The organism is Rhizobium leguminosarum (genome assembly GCF_010668065.1).
Taxonomy (GTDB): domain Bacteria; phylum Pseudomonadota; class Alphaproteobacteria; order Rhizobiales; family Rhizobiaceae; genus Rhizobium; species Rhizobium leguminosarum_S.
Window position 1 is genome coordinate 175,132 of record NZ_WUEN01000006.1, and the last position, 21,524, is coordinate 196,655.

17 protein-coding genes are annotated in these 21,524 nt (G+C 55.0%); 6 read left to right on the top strand and 11 right to left on the bottom strand.

What is annotated here, in order from left to right; all coding sequences use genetic code 11:
* Positions 1-9 precede the first annotated feature (9 nt).
* From GR198_RS18870 to GR198_RS18890, 5 genes are all read left to right on the top strand, one after another.
* Positions 10-1,032, top strand: a complete 1,023-nt coding sequence (locus tag GR198_RS18870) for a carbon-nitrogen hydrolase family protein (protein ID WP_131588172.1) — start codon at positions 10-12, stop codon at positions 1,030-1,032.
* 5 nt (positions 1,033-1,037) lie between these two features.
* Positions 1,038-2,024 (top strand): molybdopterin-dependent oxidoreductase, encoded by a 987-nt coding sequence (locus tag GR198_RS18875; RefSeq protein WP_131714256.1) that lies wholly within the window; start codon positions 1,038-1,040, stop codon positions 2,022-2,024.
* 1,586 nt (positions 2,025-3,610) lie between these two features.
* Positions 3,611-4,318, top strand: coding sequence for a hypothetical protein (locus GR198_RS18880; protein WP_164023997.1), 708 nt, complete (start codon positions 3,611-3,613; stop codon positions 4,316-4,318).
* 205 nt (positions 4,319-4,523) lie between these two features.
* Complete coding sequence (locus tag GR198_RS18885; protein ID WP_018517071.1) at positions 4,524-5,237, top strand: GntR family transcriptional regulator; 714 nt, start codon at positions 4,524-4,526, stop codon at positions 5,235-5,237.
* 209 nt (positions 5,238-5,446) lie between these two features.
* Positions 5,447-6,199, top strand: a complete 753-nt coding sequence (locus GR198_RS18890) for a hypothetical protein (RefSeq protein ID WP_312876456.1) — start codon at positions 5,447-5,449, stop codon at positions 6,197-6,199.
* A gap of 342 nt (positions 6,200-6,541) precedes the next feature.
* On the opposite strand, the gene GR198_RS18895 is transcribed toward GR198_RS18890, so the two are convergent.
* From GR198_RS18895 to GR198_RS18915, 5 genes are all read right to left on the bottom strand, one after another.
* Positions 6,542-7,612 carry a hypothetical protein gene (locus tag GR198_RS18895; protein ID WP_018517068.1) on the bottom strand — a complete coding sequence of 357 codons (1,071 nt, stop codon included), beginning with the start codon at positions 7,610-7,612 and terminating at the stop codon, positions 6,542-6,544.
* A 48-nt stretch (positions 7,613-7,660) separates the two neighbouring features.
* Positions 7,661-8,869, bottom strand: a complete 1,209-nt coding sequence (locus GR198_RS18900; protein WP_246705871.1) for a glycerophosphodiester phosphodiesterase family protein — start codon at positions 8,867-8,869, stop codon at positions 7,661-7,663.
* 335 nt (positions 8,870-9,204) lie between these two features.
* Positions 9,205-9,726, bottom strand: coding sequence for a GNAT family N-acetyltransferase (locus GR198_RS18905; protein WP_244666026.1), 522 nt, complete (start codon positions 9,724-9,726; stop codon positions 9,205-9,207).
* A 154-nt stretch (positions 9,727-9,880) separates the two neighbouring features.
* Positions 9,881-10,552 carry an HAD family hydrolase gene (locus GR198_RS18910; protein ID WP_164069376.1) on the bottom strand — a complete coding sequence of 224 codons (672 nt, stop codon included), beginning with the start codon at positions 10,550-10,552 and terminating at the stop codon, positions 9,881-9,883.
* Positions 10,553-10,692: 140 nt separating this feature from the next.
* A complete protein-coding gene (locus GR198_RS18915; RefSeq protein ID WP_017958600.1) occupies positions 10,693-11,979 on the bottom strand; it encodes a DegT/DnrJ/EryC1/StrS family aminotransferase in 1,287 nt (428 codons plus the stop codon).
* Positions 11,980-12,437: 458 nt separating this feature from the next.
* Here GR198_RS18915 and GR198_RS18920 point away from each other — a divergent pair, with 458 nt between their 5' ends.
* Entirely contained in the window at positions 12,438-13,712 is a 1,275-nt protein-coding gene (locus GR198_RS18920) for an ROK family protein (RefSeq protein WP_026242369.1), read from the top strand.
* Between the two features lie 36 nt (positions 13,713-13,748).
* Here the strand turns inward: GR198_RS18920 and GR198_RS18925 are convergent, their stop codons facing one another.
* The 6 genes from GR198_RS18925 to GR198_RS18950 all read right to left on the bottom strand — a co-directional run bounded on the left by GR198_RS18925 (position 13,749) and on the right by GR198_RS18950 (position 21,451).
* Positions 13,749-15,680 (bottom strand): methyl-accepting chemotaxis protein, encoded by a 1,932-nt coding sequence (locus GR198_RS18925; RefSeq protein WP_164069377.1) that lies wholly within the window; start codon positions 15,678-15,680, stop codon positions 13,749-13,751.
* Between the two features lie 182 nt (positions 15,681-15,862).
* The gene (locus tag GR198_RS18930; RefSeq protein WP_017958598.1) at positions 15,863-17,029 is read right to left on the bottom strand and encodes an ABC transporter ATP-binding protein; all 1,167 of its coding nucleotides are present in this window, start codon (positions 17,027-17,029) and stop codon (positions 15,863-15,865) included.
* A gap of 78 nt (positions 17,030-17,107) precedes the next feature.
* On the bottom strand, positions 17,108-18,133 hold the full coding sequence (locus GR198_RS18935) for a Gfo/Idh/MocA family protein (RefSeq protein ID WP_164023994.1): 1,026 nt from the start codon (positions 18,131-18,133) through the stop codon (positions 17,108-17,110).
* Positions 18,134-18,161: 28 nt separating this feature from the next.
* Positions 18,162-18,995 (bottom strand): carbohydrate ABC transporter permease, encoded by an 834-nt coding sequence (locus GR198_RS18940; RefSeq protein WP_018517040.1) that lies wholly within the window; start codon positions 18,993-18,995, stop codon positions 18,162-18,164.
* Position 18,996: 1 nt separating this feature from the next.
* The gene (locus GR198_RS18945) at positions 18,997-19,926 is read right to left on the bottom strand and encodes a carbohydrate ABC transporter permease (protein WP_026158466.1); all 930 of its coding nucleotides are present in this window, start codon (positions 19,924-19,926) and stop codon (positions 18,997-18,999) included.
* Positions 19,927-19,996: 70 nt separating this feature from the next.
* The gene (locus GR198_RS18950) at positions 19,997-21,451 is read right to left on the bottom strand and encodes an ABC transporter substrate-binding protein (protein WP_164023993.1); all 1,455 of its coding nucleotides are present in this window, start codon (positions 21,449-21,451) and stop codon (positions 19,997-19,999) included.
* Positions 21,452-21,524 lie beyond the last annotated feature (73 nt).

Genomic DNA, 21,524 nt, shown 5'->3' on the forward strand with positions numbered 1-21,524 from the left:
GGAATGTCGATGGGAAACATGAAATTCTGGGCCGCGGCTGCTCATATTGCCCCCGTCTATCTCGATCCTGGGGCGAGCGCGGAAAAAGCTTGCTCGGTGATAGCAGAGGCTGCCCGAAACGGCGCGTCGCTCGTGGTATTTTCGGAGAGCTTTCTTCCCGGTTTCCCTGTCTGGGCAGCACTTTACCCGCCCATTCAATCGCACGAACATTTTAAACGCTTCTTGAAAGCTTCGGTGTACATTGACGGCCCGGAAATTGAGCGTGTGCGAAAGGCCGCCTCCGATAACGGTGTTTTCGTTTCAATCGGTTTTTCCGAGCGCAACCCGGCAAGTGTCGGAGGTTTGTGGAATAGTAATGTTCTGATTTCCGATACCGGCCAAATCCTGATCCACCATCGAAAACTGGTCGCAACCTTCTTCGAAAAACTAGTTTGGGATCCGGGCGATGGCGCAGGATTGGTCGTCGCAAACACGAGAATCGGTCGCATTGGCGGCCTGATTTGCGGGGAAAATACAAATCCGCTCGCGCGCTACAGCCTGATGACGCAGGGTGAGCAAGTTCATATAAGTAGCTATCCACCGATCTGGCCCACTCGCGTTCCCACAGAAAGCGACAACTACGACAACCGAGCAGCCAACCGCATCCGTGCCTCAGCGCACTGCTTCGAGGCCAAGTGCTTCGGGATCATCGTGGCGGGGCACCTGGACGAAGTCGCACGCAAATCCATTGCTTTGGATGATCCTGCGATCGAAGCGATCATAGATGCCAGTCCGCGGGCCACTAGCTTTTTCCTAGGGCCGACTGGAGCGGCAACTGGTGACGAAATGACCGACGAAGGTATCGGCTATGCCCAAATCGATCTCGACGACTGTGTTGAGCCGAAACGATTTCACGACGTCGTTGCTGGTTACAACCGATTCGATATTTTCGACGTCACCGTGAACCGGATGCGTCGAAACCCAATCAGATTTTTGGAAGGCCGCGCTGAGGACGCTCTAACGAGCCCTGAGGCCGTGGCCATGCCGGAGTAAAGGTGATGGCGCGGGCGGGTATGCACATGACCAAGAAGGGTTTCTCCTTCCAGGGCCCTGCCGACGGCGTTCATGCCCTTAAATCGTGGATCACCCCTGAAGATGATCTTTTTCTGGTCACGCATATGGGGTTCCTGGAGATCGACCCCGAGCATTGGCATTTGGATGTCGATGGCCTCGTGGGTAACCCGACGAGATTGCATCTGTCTGACCTTCAAGCCATGCCACAGCGCGAGTACATGTCGTTTCACGAATGCGCTGGAAGTCCGCTTGCTCCGACAGTGGCTAAACGCAGGATCGGAAATGTAGTTTGGAAAGGTGTGCCGCTGTCGCTTGTTCTGGAACGCGCAAAGATCAGCAGCCATGCGTCCTACATCTGGACTTCCGGCCTCGAGTGGGGCGAATACGCAGATGTTGAAGAAGCCTATCAAAAAGACCTGCCGATAGGCAAAGCACTTGCAGAAGAAGTTATCCTCGCGCTTGAGATCAACGGTCGGCCACTCACTCCAGAGCGCGGAGGACCGGTTCGATTGGTCGTGCCAGGTTGGTATGGCACAAACTCCGTAAAATGGGTTGGTTCGATCACGGCTGCGGATCGGCGCGCAAGCGGCGCCTATACGACGCGCTTCTACAATGACCCTACGGCGTCGGGGATGAAGCCGGTTTGGGGCGTCGCCCCGGAGTCCGTTATCGTATCGCCGTCCCCAAATGATCTGCTGCCAGCGGACATGCCAACGAAGATATGGGGCTGGGCTTGGGGAGATCACCAGATCTCCAGCGTCGAGGTCAGCGTGGACGGTGGAGGCTCATGGCGGACTGTCTCAGTAGGGCCGCGCGAGGGAAGGAGTTGGCAGCGGTTCGAGTTGCCATGGACCCCTACATCAGGCCAGAATATCTTGTTATGTCGGTGCACGGATGAATTTGGGGAGGGACAGCCGCTGACTGACGCGAGAAATGCGGTGCACACGGTTCAAGTTGAAGCTGATCCTTGACCCGGAGCACACTGCGACATTGGGATGGGCGTCCACCGACGCACGAAAAAATCGAGATTCCTCGATGAGTCAGCGGCACTACGGTCTGCCAGATCGACAGGACAAGAGCTTTCCTGCGAAAGTTACGATCGGGTGGAACCGAAGCGGTAGCCCGCCGTCACACCAGCCCACGCACGACAAACACCGCCTATTGAACGGCCGAGGCGATGATCGCGATCATGCCCTGTAGATCAGCAGTTGTCGCAGCACCTGTCCGCGCTTGTCATCCGATCATTGGCGACACCAGGGCGCTTGTTTTGGAATGCGGACTGGTATCGTCATCATGGCCATCCGTCTTTCCCCTAGTCATCACGGGGTGCATTTCGTTTGTGACTCGATTGAGAAAACCATGCGCAAGAGCCCTCACTCCTGCCAAATCTGGGAGGCTCGCTGCCACGACCTCTTCGCCGATGTCCTCGGACTACCTACAATCTGGATACCTCATTCGTGCGCCGATTGTGGGCAATATGGGCCCGACGAACACGCCTCGCTTTCTGTCACTCGCAATGAAATTATGAAAATGACCGGTATTTTTCTCGACATCGGCGAATGTGCGTCGGCTCGTAGCTGCCATGGGGAGTAGGACATTAATCGGATGTACCTTTGCTGAATCTGCTGCGAGACTGTTCACCTCTGTAGGTACGCAACCGCCGGCGCGATAGTCTAGCGTGGCGCGCCCAACGATTCTCGCGGCGACAATTGCGTTCGTCGAATGTGCACGAATAGTAGCTGACCCTGCTACCTCATCCGGAAGACCAGATTCTCGGGAAAACCTTTCGCCTCCCAAGGCAGCGTGGTTGTCGTCGAACTTGTTTCGACGGCAGCCACGTGTTGTGGCTATGAGACCGCCTGTGTCGCGGGGATAAAAGTATCAATGGTCCGGGAGCGAGCGCCGGTGACTGGCGCGATAAGAATGCCGTTCGTTTTTGCTTTGCGGTGTGTCGCTCGCCCAGCGAAACTAGTCGGATCCACCGCAAGGGAGCCAGAATGTCATCGTTTCCGACCTGCCGAGAACGCTTTTTGTGCCGGCCGAATATAATGGTGGCCCGAGTAAACCGACTTCGGCGTAACCGGTGTTCTTCCCACGCGTTCTCCTGTCAGCGATCTGTGTTCGACTTCAATACAAGAGCGAAGGAAGTGTCTTCGAGACTCCGATTCTGCCAATAAATTCAACTCACTGGCGATCGGCGCGATGGTGACGAAATACTCAATCCGACCAACTTTTCGGAGTTGTCAGATAGAGGGGAACTTTTCGTGCTGCTTGAGGGAGTCATAGCCGTACATGACCACTTCGAGCTTTGGCCATCACCAACGGAGATTGTCAGCTCGAACATTCGCGGACTCAATCAAACCTTCAGCTCGTATGAGAAAGACTATATCGTTTCGAGTTTTGTATTTGACGGTTAAAGTATAAAATTACGCTAGTGCGATTGTCCAAATATATAAAAAAATATATTATTGCTATATATTGATCTATGGCGGAGCGCCGTCTAGACCTGCTCAACACGCGCCAGGGGGACTACCCTGGTCAGCGACGGGAGGCTTAGATGAACCGACGTGACAAAATGCATCCAAACAAAGCCAGGCGTGATAGCCCGGAAATGAGGCTCGCCTTCCTCGATTGCGTACGTGTGGTTGCTCCACGGGGTGCTATACGCTGGCCGGCCGCACGGAACGACCATCTGAATGCGCTTCGCGAAGTCGCAGATAGCGGAAGATATTATCGGATTAACCGTCCCGTGGTGACCGGCACGGGGCCGAGCCTTGAAAAATTGCCGACATTGCAACAACCATCTGCCGAATACGAGGCAAGCATAGGCCTGGGCCTAACCAAGGCACTTCTCGCCACGAAACACGAACCGGAACGAATGGGTCAGATCACATGGTCTCTTTCAAAATCTGAACGTGTCTTTGATTGCGCTGGAGGTGATTCTGACAACGGCGAAACCATCGCTACTGATGGACACGTCGAGGCTCTCGCGAACCGCGGATACTCCAACACCCCCGATGCCTATTATCGGCTGGTTGATAGGAATAACCGATCGGAAAAATTGCTCATTGACGATGAGGCCGACACACGTCCACCGAAGAACTATCATGAACATGTTGATTTCGAAAACTGCCACCACATTGATGGCACTTGCAGGCCTTGGAGACACGGTTCGCTTAAAGCCGGCCGCTTACGCGAAATACGACAGCCGGTAGACATCGGACCAGCGCGCCATCCCGACGCAGCCTTGTGCCTATGGCATTGAAATTAGTGGCAGAATGCGATAGCTGCCAATTACGGCCGCGGCTGTAATACAGGTGGTTGATGCCGTATCTGGTTCGGGCGCGAAACGCGGTGCCGGTGTTGGAAGGGCCGACTAGTTCGACCTTCAATTCGAAGCGACCGTCCGGTCTCAATGCAAGAAGCTCCTGTAGGGTCCTTGAAGGATATCGACAGAGGAAAACTATCAAATGCGGTGTTGCAAGAACGCGCCCCAAGGTCGTGGGGGTGACCCAAATTTTTCTACTGAACCAGAACCTGCAAAGGCCGATATTGCCTACGAGGCTATTCGACGAATTCTCCACAGTAACGGTCGTGTGCCGGGGCAACATCTCAGGGAACAGGATCTAGCGTCTAAGCTCGATCTTGGTCGAACGCCAGTTCGCGAAGCACTTCAGCGGCTTGCAGCTGAAGGGAAGATCCAATACATCCCTCAAAGAGGCTTTTTCACGAGACCGATGTCGGAAAGAACTCTGTTAGATCTTTATGTTGTCGGACGTGAGACCCTGATCTCGGCATTAAATCGAATGCGGCCGCAGGTCCCAGAGAGCTGGACCGTGACGGATAAATTGTCCCCTGACGAACTCGCCTTAAGGGCAGAAGCGATATTCACTAAAGTCGCCCAAGAAGCATCGAATTGCGAGGCTTGCAAAATCGTCCACCGATTCTGTTTTTGCACTCACCCTCTACGAATGGAAATAACTGCGTCGGAACTTCGGCCCGCGTTTGTCGAAAGCCTCGAGAAGCTAATTGCCGCAATGTCTGAACTAGGCACGGCGACGACCCTGGTGGAGTCCGCGTTGGTGAACCACCTTGATCTAGAACAGGGTGCCGTCTCAAGGATTGTACAAGAGGTGAACGAACGTGGATTAACAGGTTTTCCGGGGCCTGCGAGAAGTTTGTGACATCGCATACCGTCATCTCGACGAATGATTCTAATCAACGAACCCGATGAATCTTGTCGAGTGCCGCGCATATCTGCGGCTGCTGCGGGCAATCCAAAAGCCGACGTCGGCATTACCCACCAGCATTTTAATTATGTTGCCAAATCAAAGAGGCTGCCACCATCCCTTCAGCATTCCAGAATACAGCGCTGGCAAAGCGAAAGTTGCTCGTGTCCTATCGGGCAACGCCCTCCGCAGGTTTCCATTTGCCGCGGCTTGCCCAGGCCAGCTATGATGATCGAGCGACGTTTTCAGCCGAAGTCTCAAAAGACATTGTGCCAAAGATAATAACAGCCAACGGGATCGACGCTGCGACCTTGAGGACAGAGGTTACGCCAGGCGGGTATCTCGTCAAAACGAATGCATCGCTTCAGACCGAGGGTGATCTCGATGACGCCGCGGCGGATCGACTTGCCGGCTCCCTTGGCTACGTCTTCCGCCAATATCGCGTCCTTACCTCTCGCCTCAACGACATGACAGGTAAGACAGGCTTTGTTGTCGTGCGGTTTCCGCAGGGCAGCCTTAACGCCACCGTCGCGCAGAGATTCTTCGAGGCAGCGGACGCAACGAAAAAAGGCTTGGGCGGCGGATATGCCGTGTTCGGTGACGAGCAGATCTTTCTTAATGCAACGAATTCCGAAGGAAAGCCTTATAGCGGACTCGATGACGCAAGCTTCCAAGACGGATTGAGACGCGCAGCCGTATCGTTTGGCGGCCCCAAACCAATGGTTTCTTCCCTCGGCAATGCGACCGCGCGCTTTATTGGGAATGATTGGCAGAGGTCAACAAGAGGCGAGGGCTATCAAACTTTGCTCGGTGGATCGGACGGCGAGTTAGTGAGAAAGCTCGACGAGATCAGCAGGTGTTATGCATTCCTCCTCGCGAAGACAGCCGACAGCAAGGGCTGGGCCAAAGATGAATAAGGGCCGGACGAGGACCTACGCTCAAGTCGCTTAGCGAGTTCAAATGGCATTTCGCAAAACGGATCTCGCAGGCGATACGATTTTGAGTGATCGTACGCCGGCCACCTGGGGCCGCGCCGGAGAAAATCTTACTGCTGCAATGCTCGAGAAATTCAAGACGGCTTAATCCTGCTTTGGTTCTAGAATATCTTAGCGCGGGCATGTCACAGCTTGAGTGGTCACCATCTTTGCTCGATCTGGCTCAGACATTCGCTACGCAAGCGGCCGGGATTGCGGCATCGCGGTAGCTGAATCTGATGCCGTCTAATCGCCGTCGGAACAAATGAGAGTCGTCCAACATCGCTAGTCATAGCGTTCGATATTGGTGCGGATCCCATCACCAGCCACCGATTTTACATTCGACGGGGGATTACCAGGACGAGCCGTGCCGCAGGGAGTCCTTATCTCGCCGGAAAGGTACTGGCCGCTGTTGCAGGGTAGCATGTTGACGTCGAGAAAGTCGCTCCTCTTCAGGGAGTTCTGATACGCTACAACTTCTTTTATCGACATCGGGGTCGAGAAGATCGTCGCTCCCTCAAATCCCGGCAACGCCTCTATTGGCTCAATCATGGGCGACGCCTGACCGGGCGCGGCTGCAGCGCCAATAACCCATGGTCCAACCGATCCGAAAATCACGGATTTCGGACGATCGGCTGGCGTACCAGAGCTGAAAGGAGAATGCGGGAACCCACTGTCGAGCACTGCCTCATCCCATTGGTAAGCTGTAAAAGCTAGAAAATAGGTATACGGAGCAAAACGGTCGATGCGCACTTTGCCGTCTGGAGTAAAGGTATAGTAAATCCACTCTGTGCCGGCGAATGCCCCTGTTGGCCCCACGACGTTCATATCCCAGGGCTTCTGCCACCATGCAATAGACGCCATGTCGCTTTGAAGCAGGCTTTTCGCAAAAGACCACTTTTGACCATTCGGATTGGGCGTGGCTCCCAACGCGAATGATAGGTAAGCATCGTTCGAATTAGAACTTAGAAGCGATAAGGCGCTACCGCCATTAGGAGCGGTATTTTCACGGGTCTTTTCGACCAAAAGGACAGTGAACCCCGTGTCCGGTCTGATCGACGCGCTTTGACTAGTCACGATTGACGCGTGCGGTGGAAAGTTGAAGGAAGTCTTGTTGGTATAGAAGTCAAATGCCTGCCTCGTATCTTCGGGCACCGGATAATCCGCTTCTGCCGCCGAGTCGTGGATGTACAGCTTTGGAAATTCCCAGAAAATTGGCACTACCTTCGGTGTGAGCGTCTGAGATACTTTGTCCGACGCGCTTCTAAGACAATTGGCTTCATTGGTGCATGATGCCCCTTGCCCTTCGCCAGCGACAAGACAGCCCAGCGTGGAAAACAATAGGAAGAATTTCATTCCATTATTCATCAAAACAATCCCGTTTTTGGAAGCGGAGGTCTTGCTCTAGCGCGTGAGCTCGGTGGTGTTGCGGCGCCCTATCTGGCGCAACATATCGCCGACTACGTCGGGCCAATCAGTGGTGATAAGATTGGTACGATTGACGATCGCCATCTCCGGATCTCCTCGGTAATCTGGTACGATCCCTCGTTGAGCGGTCGATTTCGGATCCGTGTTGTGGTCGAAGCAGCATTTTCCGGCGCTGTTGGCGACGCCCTCTGGAAAGTAGTTACTTTCATGATAGGTGGCGAAGCCCTGCTTCTGGTCGATATAGTCGAAATATGCCTGCAGACCGTCACCTTTATAGAATTGGTTCATTTCAAACTGAATGGAGAACGGCGCCACATTCCATTGATCGTAGATTGGATCCTCGTGGGGATCGTAGCTGGAATCCTTCACATTCTCGTCATCCGGGTTTTCGACGACAATTAGCCCGCCAATGAGGTTGGGGTCGTAGGTCGTCCGATTTAAAATCGTGCCGACATCCACCGCATCCTTTGCTTTGAGCTTGAATACAACGGCTTTGCTGAGTTTCGCATTTCCCTTGGTCGCGAGAATGTCAAGGCAGCGTTGCATGAGCTCGATGGGATCAGTAGGGTCCTGATCATCGACTGCCGCCTTGATATCGACGATCATCACGTAGCCATGACCATCATCGGAGACATATCGGGCGAGTAGATCGAGCGCGGCAGAGAACGTTAGGAACTTCGCCTTTCGCCCTTGTGAATCCGTAAAAACGCGGCCATGTCGGTCCCGTAGATCGGCCTGTCGTAGCTGCGAAAAGTTCTGATTATATAATAGGCCGCTTCCAGTTGACTCGCGCTCAATCCTGTAGTCGTGAGATAGAACGACTTCATTGTCAGCGGTGAAGCGGGCATCGACTTCCACGCTCTCGATCTGCGAATTCCAGGCGTCTTGCAAGGCATAGGCTGAATTCTCGGGATAGATCTCCCAAGATCCGCGGTGCGCAGATAGCAGGACCAAGTCATCGTCGGGTTTCGGCAGCTTAAACATGTTTCTTGTAATCGCACTTACAAGATATGGTGAAGGCTTTACCGGAAGCAGCGCCTCTGCTTCGGCATAGGATGGAATAGCGAAAGCAAAAAAAGAAGTCAAAATGAGCGATGCCCGCAGATCCCGTCGGCCGCCGAGGTAACCAAAACGCGAGGCGTAAGAATTTAGGATCGCTGATGCTACGTTGTTGCTGGTGTGCATAAGGTTTCAGAACCTTTCGATGAGAATTTGGGTAGCTCGCTACGTTGTACGGCCTGTTCCTGGGGCTTCTTGCAACAGCACGAACCGCCTCAGCAGTGGCTAAGGCCTGGGCTGGGAACGAAAGAGGGGAGATGGCCTCGCTACGCGATGGGATTTGTTAGCCGACCGCCTGGTTCCCCCCTTGCTCTATGGCTGTAATAACAGGCTGTTCGACATCAAGATGATCCATAAAAGCGGAGCCTAACAAAGGCGTTGCGTTGCCGGGTCGCGACATAGCGTGCTCAAGGGTTGAGAGAGTTTCGGTGAAAGCAGCTTGGAGCTCGACACGATTATTTTCATCCTGGTGCAGCGGTTCTCAGGTGAGGAGGCGTTGGCAGGGTTTTCTCCATCAAAGCTGCTGCGCCATAGGGTGTTTGGACGCAATCAATTGCCTGCCAGCCGCTCTTTTCGTAAAGAACTCGCGCGTCCTCCGTTATCAAGAAAAGGCTTTTGTAACCGAGGCGCGATGCTTCGTGCTCCAGCCGCTCGATCAACAACGTGGCTATTCCTTTCTTGCGGTGAAATGGATGGACAAAGAGCGACTTAAGCCACGGGGATAGATGAGATTTTCCATCGAAATCACGATCAGCCAACGTGACCATCCCAACCGGCAATGCGTTTTCAATGGCAATCAATGTTAGCGGTATCGAATTTTTTGTTGCTGCTTCAAACTCGCCCCGCGTTTGTTCGTACGAGCCATTTGATTGACAACCCCATTGTCCGAAAGTCCAACTTGCGCAAATGGAAATGAATTTCGGAAGTCTTTCTAGGTACTCGATCGTTACCGGAGTTGCAGCTACCATTGGTTTCGCGGTCATAGTATCTCCATTCTTCTGGCGGGCCGAGCAATCGAGCGAGGATCGGTCAATTTGAGGTGAAGCCCGTGCACCAACCGATGCTATCGGATCCCACGATATATCCTGGACGGTGACGCTGCGATTCAAGACGCTTCGCCTGAGCGCAACTGCGTGATCACAAAGCTGCTAAGATTTGTGGCAACGCCGTCATGCGGCTAAACAGCTTTGTGGCACCTGCCTCCATCAGTTTGTCTCCATGCCCAGCAAGGCAATGAGAGCCACCCACGAAGCCAATCACCATCATCCCGGCTGCCACTGCCGCCTGAGTTCCAGCAACGCTGTCTTCAATAACGAGACAACTGCCAGCCGGTGTGCTCATATTCTGTGCTGCAAACAGGAAGAGATCCGGCGCTGGCTTACCACGCGCAACTTGCGAAGCGCTGAAGACATGGGGCCAAAAGAAATCATGCAGGTCTGTGACTTTAAGAGCCAAGCAGAGCTTCGCAGCATCACTGTTCGACGCCACGCACTTCCTTAAATTGATAGCTTCCAAGGTTTGCCGAACGCCGCTGGTTGCACGCAGATCACGAGCATATCGATTTGCAACTTCGGCCATCACACGTTCATGATGATCCTCCGGTAGGCGCAAGCCGCCCTCGGATTCTATGACTGAATAACTTTGCTGGTCAGTCATTCCTATGAAGCGATCGTTATACTCTTCAGCGGATATGATATAGCCACATTTCGCCAAAGCTTCGATGTGCACCCTGGTTGCGATAAGCTCGCTATCGACGAGAACCCCGTCGCAGTCGAAGATCAGTAATTCCGGACTTTTCGAAAAAGACATACAAGGAGTCCTCGTTGTAGAATCACTCTGAGTTTTGTCCCAGCGCAGCTTTCAATCTTCCGGGCATTGAGCAAAGTATGATTGAAAAGGATCGGATGTTGACCATTGCGGCACTGGGAAATTGGTGCGACGCGCGGGGCTCAGCCAGAAATTGCTCCTGCGGCGACCTTCGGACCTTGCTTATGAAGAGCATTCCAAACCTTGTGAAACGCCTCTGCATAAAGCTTCATCAATTCGCCATCGTTGGGTGGCGCAATCTCGGAAACGTAAAACATCGTATCCAAGAGTTTCACTGTATTTGGAAAATCGGCGGCCTTCCAGTTGTCGCGAATGTCTGGAAGATATTCGAATACGGGCTTCGTGAGCCAAACACAGATAGGCACGCCTTCGGCCTGCAGCGATTTCACCACGAAATCCCTTGCAGCCGGGCCTGGCGCGAAGCCAAGTGCCGCAGGTTCGATCCGGAGGGGAAAGTTGAGCATCGAATGGTCGCAGTCAGATGGGTTGAAAAGAGGAAATATACCCACAAGCTCGCTGATCATCTCCCATAAAAGCTTGCTATTGTCTCTTCGGATTTGCAGTTGCGTATCCATCTCAGTGACCCGCAAGTTCGCTATAGATGAAGAGAATACGTTGGGCCTGTAGTTGTACCCTTGGGAATAGGGCGAGAATATTCGCGCTCCGCTCCGAGACGAGCTGGACAGCGATACGCGATCAACATGTGCAATCAAGTTGGCGTCTTCCGTGATGACAAATCCTAGCTCCCCAGCCCCAAGGTGCTTGGCGCCGTTTCCGGATAGAGCGAGTGCGTCTGCATCAAGATGCGCACCGTCGACGATTGGTTTCGCGGCGCCGATCGATTGGCAGATGTCGTCGATCACAGCAATGCCTTGAGCTCGCGCTGCAGACCTCGCGTCGGGGACGAGAACATTGTTTCCGAAAAGGTGAGTGACTAAAACTGCGGCCACGTTGGGGCCGAACTCTTCAGCGGCGGCGCGCTGATCAATCCCGGCCAAGTTCATGTCGACATCAACGAAGACGGGTTGAAGACCGCTGATCGTGATTGGCCCTACCGCTCCCGGCCAATTCAATGCTGCGGTAACAACTTGCTCGCCTCGCTCTTTGACGTAGTCGAGCTCGATGTGAATGGCTGCCGTTCCGCTGCCGACAGCGCGCACTTGCCACTTCCCGGTCCACCTTGCAAGGCTTTCCTCCAAACCGCTCACAATTGGATGATTAACGCGGTGATATCTTCCACCATCCACAACTCCACGCAGGGCATCCGAGTGCTTCTTCTCCGCGGCGGGCCAAGGTGTAACACGTCCCTGGGGGACCACAGGCTTCCCACCGAAAACGGCGAGCTTCTCGACTGAGAAAGCACCAGTTGCGTTGCGAGTGATGAGCCGTAGTGCACCGAATCTGTTCATCTCGATCTCCAATCATGCTCATTAGAATGCTGATCAGCCCACACAAACGCTAGCACTGCTTTCCCCGGTATGATAGCTCAAACTAAGTATATAAAAAAGTATATGCTAAATTATATTCAAGATACGCGAGATAAAATAAGTATAATATTCGATTCTGTCGTGTATGGTCAGGCAGCCGCTTGGGCGTCACCTTGGTCAGCTTCTGCACGGAGCGCTTGGGATATTTCAATAGTTTTTAACGATTGGGCGGACACTAAGATCACTGAATGAAGGCTTGGGAAGGGAACCGGCCAAAGTTTCCCGTAAACGCCAGGTGCCGATCATAAGATGCGTTGGAAGAACAGCACATGGCCCCCAGATCATAACCCGAGCCTCACCAGATTGCGAAGAAGCGGTTAGCCCCCTGATAGTGCTGGCCGTTGGCGGCGCAATTGGTTCGGCCAACAGGATTGGATGCTATGGACTCTTTGATAAGAAGACTCGAAGCTCACCGACTGGGAGAAAGTGAGGGCAGTTCTGACGATCGCCATAAAGATGAGAGCGCTAAGGGTATAGTACCGGCCCAAAAACTGATTCCAACGCGAACCTTGGGCCCTGCGAATCGGGGCCGATTGCTGCAAGCCTTGTACGACATAGGGCCATCCAGCAGGGCGGACCTGGCCCGCCTTGCGGGTGTGACTCGAGGGACTATCGGAGGGATTGTGCAGCCCCTGATCGATCAGGGTGTTCTTGCGGAAGGAGAGGTGATACCTCCCAACGAAGCAGGCGGCAAGCCGGCTACCAAGTTGTGGTTTTCCAAGGATGCAAGGCCAATATGCGCGGTGCTCCTGATGCACGACCGCGTGAGTGCTTGTTTGGTCTCTTTGGAGGGCAAGGTCTATGCTCAACACGCCGCCGATTTTCCGAAGAACCTTACACACCCCACCGACGCATTCCGAATTATAAGCACCTGTGTCGAAGAAACCATCGCATCTGGCAAACCGATCTTAGGGATAGGTGTAGCAGTTGCAGGAATGATCAATACGGAGACGGGCACAATTGTGACCGCCAGTCTCGGGCCATTCCTGGACGGCTTACCGCTCGAAGCCGAGTTGCACAAAAGGTTCGGCGTTACCGTGTGTGTCGATCAGGATACCAGAGCCTTGCTGGTTGGGGACCGATGGTTTGGACAAGGCCGCGGCCGGAGAAACTTCGCCTCCGTCCATATCGGCGAGACTTTGGGTGGAGCGCTTTACCTTGATGGGCATCTCTATCGGGGACCCGCAGGTGCAGGCGGCGAAATCGGTCATACGACCGTAGACATCAAAGGTCGGATATGCCAGTGCGGCCGACGTGGATGCTGGGAAACAATCGCCGGCTCGAAGTGGTTAACGGACGAGGCCAAGGTTAGGCGGTTGCCACAACCGCACTCCCTGGATGTGAGCCGATTATTGACTCTGGCCAACGACGACGTCCCAGGCGCACGAGAATTACTTCGCGACTACGCGTTCAACATTTCGGTCGGCCTGGCGAACCTCCAGCAGTTCATGGCGCCCAATTTTATCGTTATTCACGGCGACATCGTACGAGGGGGAAACCCCATGCTTCATTTAATCCAGGAAAGCTTCCGGGAATTGGTATTCCATCGCCCGGGCGATGAAATTGCCCTTGCTTTCGGAGATAGCGAATGCCTGGCGGCTTTACGCGGTGCCGCCAGTCTGCTTCTTTCTGAATTGCTGAATTTCGTCATCTAAGGACATCCGCAATACGTTCCTGCGGGAGGTCCGCGGTCATTGCCGGGATCTATCTGCAACTCGACCGTCACTCACTTTGCCGAGTTCGTTCGCGACCTTTGCCAGCATCCGGCGTGCTGGCAAAGATATTGACGCTGTTTCACGGTTGCTTTGACTGGTCTGCTGCTCAGAGAGTGCATTCTCAATCTGAAACTCCGCCACAATCCCGCGCAACTGTTTTGCCTCAAGGGCAAGTGCCGTGCTTGCAGCCGTGGATTCCTCGGCCATGGCTGCATTTTGCTGCGTAACCTGATCCATTCGATTGACTGTCCGGTTGACCTCAAAAAGGGTTGCGGACTGCTCGTTGGAAGCGGCCGTGACGGCATCAAGCTGAGTGTTAATCAGCACTATCTGGTCCACGATGATCTTGAGCGCCTCGCCGGTATCGCGGACCAGCTTGACGCCACTGCTGACCTCATCAACCGAATTGAGGATAAGATCCTTGATCTCTTTTGCTGCATGCGCAGAGCGTTGAGCAAGCTCCCGCACCTCCTGGGCAACCACTGCGAAACCTTTTCCTGCCTCGCCGGATCGTGCCGCCTCGACGCCTGCGTTGAGCGCCAGAAGATTGGTCTGAAACGCGATTTCGTCGATGACCCCGACAATACTGGAGATCTGCGAGGATGACCGTTCGATGCGTTGCATTGCCGCGACAGCGCTGGAGACCACTCCCCCGGAGTGGCGCGCCGACTTGTTTGCCTCGATCGCAACATGTCGCGCCTCCGCTGTGCGCTTTGAGGAACTGGCGACGTTCTGGGTAATTTGATCCAGCGCGGCGGCGGTTTGCTCCAGTGAAGCAGCCTGGTGCTCTGTGCGGCGTGACAGGTCCTGCGCGCTCAAACTGATTTCCTGCGCGCCATCATCTATCGATTCGGTTGCGTTCGACACAGCTCTCAAGCTCTCGGCGAGCTGGGCAACAGCAGCATTGAAGTTCGCCCGCAACGGTTCGAAGTCCTCGGCGAACTTGTCGTCGAGGCTGAACACGAGGTTCCCGTCGGCGAGATGCCTTAGGCCCTCTGCAAGCCCGGTCGTTGCCTCCGCCATATCCCGCGCCCGCTGACGATCGGTCTCGGCGAGACGCGCACGTTCAATCTCGTTTGCGCCACGACTTGTCTCTGCATCCTTTCCGAGATCGCGCGCCCTCAACTCGTTGTCCTTGAAGATCTGTACTGCCCGGGCCATCGATCCGATCTCGTCGCGGCGAATCGTTCCCTCAACAGTCGAAGTAAGATCGCCGTCGGCTATGACCTTCATCGTCGTAACCATCTGTTTGATCGGTTTGACTAACCAGGCGCGAATTGCGAGAAAGCCGAAACACGAGACAGCGAAGAGTGCCACAATAGCTGTTCCCAAACTCAGCACGGACGTGTCACGGACAACGTTTGAAACGCCAGCACGCTTTTGACCTGCGTCGGAAGCGAGTTTTTCCGTGACGGATGTGAATCTTGGTGAGATGGCAGCAAAGGCGGGTTGGCAAAGAGTGAGATAGAGTTGCTGCACCATGGCAAGCTCGGCTTCACTAGTTGCGCCGCGACCAACAGCGATGGCTGCACCACACGTATCGGTCAGGACGGAGAATCCATCCGCCTTCAACTTCGGCAGTTCGCTCTGCTCAGGAACTGCGGCAATCGCCATATCCATGAACCTGACGAAGTTTTCTCGTGCGTCATTCAAGCCAAATTCTGCGCGCGCCCTCGCCTCTTTCGACCGCGTCATCACCATGTCGCTGATGCTGGCACGCGCTATTTCCAGACTTCGGTTCGACTGGGTCAAGCGAAGTGCTGCAGATGCATCTTTGTCGAGAAGCTCCTGATAGCTGTCGTTAACTTTCAACATTTGCCGGCTCTGATAGAACGTCAGACCGAGTGCCATGACGCCAAAGACGGCCATGATGATAAAGAACTTACCGACAATGGAAATGTGTTTCACGGGCCACTCCTCTAAGCTCGGTGTCACTTACGGCGGATGGATGTTCAGATTCTGATGGTTTGATGTCTCGAGTTTTAAAAAAATGGCTGCCGCCGACCTCGTAATCGACGACAGCCAAGTTGCCTGGGAGGGCAGGAGAAAAGAGTTGAAACCCCAGCTGGCGATATTTCGTGCACGTTCTGTCAGTCGCGGATCGCAGCCCCCGTTACTGGGTCGAACCAGTGCAATTTCTCCAGGTCGACTGTCAATGGCAGCACCTGATTGGGTCGAGGTGTCAGCGCCGGTGGTATACGCGCCACAAGCCGGTTCTTACCCTTATTGGGAAAGTCTTCGGTATCTTCAGCATCGTTGATATTGACCGGCGGTGAGGCGATGTCGAAAAACACGAAAGTGTCGGCTCCAAGCGCTTCGGCAACCGGGATCTGCTCATTGAACAACGCCTCGGCCTCGGGACAAACCTTGAACATCTCCGGGCGAATTCCAACAATGACTTGTCGCCCGGCAAAGACCGACAATGCTGGCTGGGCGGGGATGGAGAAGGATATATTCGTCCCGGTAATCGCAGCTTTCAGCGTCCCGGCTTCCGCTGTCAGCTCGATGCGTACGAAATTCATGGCGGGCGAACCGATGAACCCCGCGACGAACAGATTGGACGGCTTGTCGTAAAGCTTCTGCGGCGTGTCGATCTGCTGAAGATTACTCTCCTGTCCGTTAAACACCGGCTTCAGCACAGCCACGCGATCGCCCATGGTCATAGCCTCGACCTGATCGTGGGTCACATAAAGGGTTGTGACGCCGAGCCGCTGATTAAGCAGCTTCAGTTCACCGCGCATCTGCACGCGGAGCTTGGCATCCAGGTTGGAAAGAGGTTCGTCCATCAAGAAGGCCATGGGATGGCGAACGATCGCTCGACCCATCGCCACGCGTTGGCGTTGACCACCAGACAATGCCCCCGGTTTGCGCTCGAGATAGCGCGCGAGATCAAGCATTTCGGCTGCATCGCGCACCAGCTTGTCAATCTTGTCCTTGGGCATTTTGCGCTGCTGCAAGCCAAAAGCCATGTTGTCGTAAACAGTCATATGAGGGTAAAGCGCGTAGTTCTGAAAAACCATCGCAATATCCCGGTCCTGGGGTTCTGTCTCCGTCACATCAGCGTCATCCATGAGCAGCCGGCCGCTGTTGAGCGCTTCAAGACCCGCTGCCATCCGCAATAATGTCGACTTGCCACAACCCGAGGGGCCGACCAACACGACGAATTCTCCGTCCGCGACCGAAAAACTTACATTCGCAACGGCAACGGTTCCGTCCGGAAAGGTCTTGCCGATCCCGTCGAAGGTCATGGACGCCATTTTTATGTACTCCCCGTATATTCAAGCGAGGCAAGCCGCACCGTTATGCGGACATGCCCCGCGCCTTTGGTTCCGGCTTTAGCCGATGTTCACAGCCTTGCCGGTCGCAACGGATTCCTCGATGGCGGCCAGGATCTTGGTGTTTGCCAGGCCGTCCTGCGCATCTGCCAGCAGCGGAGCGTCACGCAGGACGCTATCGACAAAGCGAGCAATGGACTCCAGGACAAAGCCGCCGATACGCGTCGCGCCGGTGGGCGTTATGCCGATATAGTCATTGTATTTCAGTCCGCCGTCGACGATACGGCGCAGGCCGCCGCTATGGGTCGGGTCTGCCTGGATCTGGCCCTTTTCACCAACGAACTCGACCTTGAAATCGACGAGCGAAGGATTGTCGCGCGACAGGATCCAGCTGTTCTCCATGGTCACGACCGTGCCCTTGGAAAATTCAAGGATCGACGCATGGAAGTCTTTCGTATCCACGCCGCCGGCAGACAGTGTCCCAGAGCGGGCGACGGAATAAACACGCACGACCTCGTCTGCGAGAATGAAACGCAGGACATCGACGAGGTGGCTTCCCAGGAACCAGAGTGCCGAAGACTTTGCAGCCCAGCTCAGCATTTCGAATGGAACAAATGTCGTATTCGAAAGACGCGCGGTCCCGTGCTTTGCCAAGCCGATCTGACCGTCCTGAATCATGTCGCGAACCTGGGCGAGGATCGGATTCACACGGTTGTGGAAATCAATCATCAGCTTGCCCTTGGATTTTGCGGCAGCCGCGGCAATTTCCTCGGCTTCACTCACCGTCGTCGCAAGCGGCTTTTCGCTCAACACGTGTTTGTGAGCTTTCAGAGCGGCGAGGATTATCGGCGTGTGGGTAAAGTCGGGTGTCGCAACCGAGATCGCATCGATCTGATCGCTGGAGATCAGCTTCTGATAATCGGTGAAGGCCCGCGTTGCGCCGTAGGTTTCCTTCATCTTCAGCGCCCTGCCCTCATCGAGGTCGCAGACGCCGACCAGCTCGGTCTCCGGCAAGACATTAAAGGTGTGGGCGTGATTGCCGCCCCAAAGACCGGCGCCAATGACGCCCATTCGCAGTCTGCTCATTTCATTACTCCATTCATAAAGGGAAAGCTCAGCCCTTCACCGAACCAAAGGTGAGGCCTCGTACGACGTATCGATCGAAAACAAGGAAGATGATCATCGGAGGTATCATCGCGAGCACTGCGGCGGCGGCGATGTAGTTCCAGGTCACTCCGCTCGTTGCGAAATATCCAAGTGTTCCGATCGGAAGAGTGGCGGTCGAGCGTGAGCTCAGCACCAGCGGAAAAGCGGCATTGTTCCATGCGAACACGAAGGCGAACATCGACGTGACAATGATGCCGGGACGTACGATGGGCAGCGTGATCCGCAACATGATCGTGTACCAGCGGGCGCCGTCGACCCGGGCAGCCTCCTCCAGTTCCACCGGCACTTCATCGATGAAACTCTTCATCAACCAGACGGAAAACGGGATCGTCAGCGTTTGCAGGACCAGGATCATGGAGAAATAGGAACCCTGCAGACCGATGCGCGTGATGAGGATGAAATAAGGGATCAGGAATGCGACCGGCGGGGCCATCAACAGCCCGAGATACCACAACATGATGTTCTTCTTGCCGCGGAGCTTGAAACGGGACAACGCATAGGCCGCAGGAACCGAAAAGGGCAGATTGAGTAGCACAGCACCAATCGCGACGATGAGGCTGTTGACCAGTTGCCGCGCATTGGTGCCCGGATCGACGAGGATGTGCCGGAATGCGTCGAGATTGGGCTCGAATGTGAGTTGCGGCGGCATGGTGAACGCCGTCTCGGCCGGCCGGATCGCAAGGGCGATGAACCAGAGGATCGGACCGACGAAGATTGCCAGGAAGAGGAGGCCGGCGGCGTAGGTGAGTGCCGTGTTGAAGCTCGTGTGGCGCCGGGACATTTTACCACTCCTCGTTTCGGAACGCGAAGAAGACGTAGAGGGCAACGATGACGTTGACGATCAATACGGTGATCCAGGTCATGGCGCTGACCAGACCGATGTTGAAGTTCACAAGGCCCTGTTCGTAGAGAGAGTATCCAAGGGTGCGCGTCGACGTGCCCGGTCCGCCGCGGGTGAGCACAAGCACCGTGTCGAAGGTGTTGAAGATCTGCATGAAGCGCAGCATGACGATAATGATTGCGGTGCGTTTGATCAGCGGCAGCTTGATCCGCATCAGGATCGTCCATGCAGACGCGCGATCCAGGCGTGCGGCCTCCAAAATCTCGTCGGGCACGGCCAAAAGGCTCGCATAGAGAACGATTGCAAAGAACGGCGTCCACTGCCAGACGTCGACGAAGAGGATGGCCGCGAGTGCAGTCGATGGCGAGCCAAGAATTCCCTCTGCGGGAACGGGGAGCCAGAGCGACTGCAACAGCCAACTCAACAGTCCACCGCCGGGATCATAGAGGTAGCGGAACAAAAAGCCGACGACGATGGGTGCGATCGTTGTGGGCAGGATCAGCAGGGCCCGCACGATGTTCATGCCAGGCAAGGCCTTGAGCAGAATGAGCGCGATCGCCAGGCCGAATGTGAACTCAAGTGCCGTGCCAAGGATCGACAGGATCAGGGTGTTGGTGAGCGCGGCGCGAAAGTCGAATGCGTTGAAGGCCTGCACATAATTTTCGAACCCAACGAACTGGAGCGGTTCCGGGCCGATTTGCAGGTTCCAGAAGTAGAAGCTCGATCTGAGGGCAAACAGCAAAGGATAGGCGATGAGCGCGAGCAGCATCACGACCGAAGGCGCGATCAGAAAGTAGGGCAAGTTTCGTCGGATAAAGCTCTTCCGGGCAGGCCCGAAGGCTCGCGGAGAGCGAACAGTTGTCGTGTGCATTGCCAGATCCAGTTCTTCTTCAAGTGGATGCCGGCGCGATCGCTGTCGCGCCGGCCCGAGGAGAACTCTGTTACTTCTTGGCGATCAGGGCTTTGGCCCCGTCAAGAGAATCCGCGTAGCTGTCCTTTTGATAAGGGATCATGAGATTGCCCTTCAGGATGCTCTCGAACAGGCTGTTGGCGCGCTCGAGGCCGGTCTTCGGCTCCTCGTTGCCGGTCAGAAGCTGGTTCAATGTGAGACCCAACACGCTTTCGACAGCCGTGTAACCAGGTACAGGTGGGCGTGTGACCTTGCCGTTGCCCTGCTTCATCATCGCATACTGCACATCGAGGTACGGATAGATCGCCTTGACTTCCTCGTCTTGATAGAGCGAAACGCGCGCAAAGTCGGAGAACTGGTAGTTGAGGTCCGGCCAAAGAGCCATTTTCTTCTGCGTGGCCTTCGAGGTCGCCCATTTGATGAAGGCGTAGCCTGCCTCTTGCCTTTCGGAACTGGACGGGATGCCAAGGCTCCAGCCGCCGAGGCTGACCGTCTGAGGCACGCCCTCAGCTTTCGGCAAGGCTGCGGTTGCATACTTCTCCATGACGTCCGACTTCTTGCCGGTCATGTAGCCGGAATTCTTGATCAGATAGAAGTACGGGGTCCACCAGTAGAACATGCCGATGTCGCCCTTGGCGAAACGGGTGCCGGCGTCGAACCAGACATAATTGATGGCTTCAGGCGGAGACAACTTGTAGAGCTGCCTGTAGACTTCGACAGACTTGATCCAGGCGGGGCTTGTCAGTTGCGGGGAGAAATCCCACGGAGCGGCCGGGAACGATTTGAACCAGTTCGCCCCGTGGCTTGCTGAGACCTGCGTAAACATGTGGACGATCGGCGACGGCTGGGAACCGCAAACGACGGTTGGGAAGAGCGGCTTGCCGCCAAATGATTTGCCTTCCATCGACTTCAGGGTGTCAACGTATTTCGTCCAGGTCCAGCCTTCCGATGTCTCGGTCGGCGGTGCTGCAATGCCGAGTTCGTCAAAGACGTCCTTGCGGTACATAACCCCCTGGGCATAGGCGGCGACCGGCAATGTGCCGACCTGGCCGCGCCACATATTCGAGGAGTAGAGGACCTCCGGGATGAAGTCTGAGAGATCGAATTCGGTGTCCTTGGCAATAAAATCATTCAGCGCGATGATCCAGCCATTGTCGAGGTACTGCCCGAGCCACATCTGGTCGACAACGATGACGTCGGCGTCTGAGGTTTTGGCGACAAAAGCAGACACGAGGCGCGATTGCAGGGCGTCATACGAGAGGCTTTCCAGTTCCACCTTGATGCCGGTTTCCTTCTCGTATTCTGGCACCAGCGCCTTCATTGAGAAAAAGAATGGGTCTTCAACGGACAGGACGCGCACCGTGTTCGCATCCTGTGCTGCTCCTCGCCGTGGCACGGCCAATGATCCCGCGCCAGCCACAAGAGCTGCGACGGAAGCGCTTTTCAGCAGGTCACGTCGCGACATATTTCCGATATCGATTGTCATAAACAGCCTCCTCAGTTGCTTCGTATCCCAACCCCGGCCCTTCAGCGCAGCCCTGGGCTTCCGCTTGTCGATA

Bases quoted from the DNA above. Each gene is read 5' to 3' on its own strand.
- GR198_RS18870 (WP_131588172.1), top strand. From the start codon at position 10: ATGGGAAACATGAAATTCTGGGCCGCGGCTGCTCATATTGCCCCCGTC.
- GR198_RS18875 (WP_131714256.1), top strand. From the start codon at position 1,038: ATGGCGCGGGCGGGTATGCACATGACCAAGAAGGGTTTCTCCTTCCAG.
- GR198_RS18880 (WP_164023997.1), top strand. From the start codon at position 3,611: ATGAACCGACGTGACAAAATGCATCCAAACAAAGCCAGGCGTGATAGC.
- GR198_RS18885 (WP_018517071.1), top strand. From the start codon at position 4,524: ATGCGGTGTTGCAAGAACGCGCCCCAAGGTCGTGGGGGTGACCCAAAT.
- GR198_RS18895 (WP_018517068.1), bottom strand. From the start codon at position 7,612: ATGAAATTCTTCCTATTGTTTTCCACGCTGGGCTGTCTTGTCGCTGGC.
- GR198_RS18900 (WP_246705871.1), bottom strand. From the start codon at position 8,869: ATGCACACCAGCAACAACGTAGCATCAGCGATCCTAAATTCTTACGCC.
- GR198_RS18905 (WP_244666026.1), bottom strand. From the start codon at position 9,726: ATGACCGCGAAACCAATGGTAGCTGCAACTCCGGTAACGATCGAGTAC.
- GR198_RS18910 (WP_164069376.1), bottom strand. From the start codon at position 10,552: ATGTCTTTTTCGAAAAGTCCGGAATTACTGATCTTCGACTGCGACGGG.
- GR198_RS18915 (WP_017958600.1), bottom strand. From the start codon at position 11,979: ATGAACAGATTCGGTGCACTACGGCTCATCACTCGCAACGCAACTGGT.
- GR198_RS18920 (WP_026242369.1), top strand. From the start codon at position 12,438: ATGGACTCTTTGATAAGAAGACTCGAAGCTCACCGACTGGGAGAAAGT.
- GR198_RS18930 (WP_017958598.1), bottom strand. From the start codon at position 17,029: ATGGCGTCCATGACCTTCGACGGGATCGGCAAGACCTTTCCGGACGGA.
- GR198_RS18935 (WP_164023994.1), bottom strand. From the start codon at position 18,133: ATGAGCAGACTGCGAATGGGCGTCATTGGCGCCGGTCTTTGGGGCGGC.
- GR198_RS18940 (WP_018517040.1), bottom strand. From the start codon at position 18,995: ATGTCCCGGCGCCACACGAGCTTCAACACGGCACTCACCTACGCCGCC.
- GR198_RS18945 (WP_026158466.1), bottom strand. From the start codon at position 19,926: ATGCACACGACAACTGTTCGCTCTCCGCGAGCCTTCGGGCCTGCCCGG.
- GR198_RS18950 (WP_164023993.1), bottom strand. From the start codon at position 21,451: ATGACAATCGATATCGGAAATATGTCGCGACGTGACCTGCTGAAAAGC.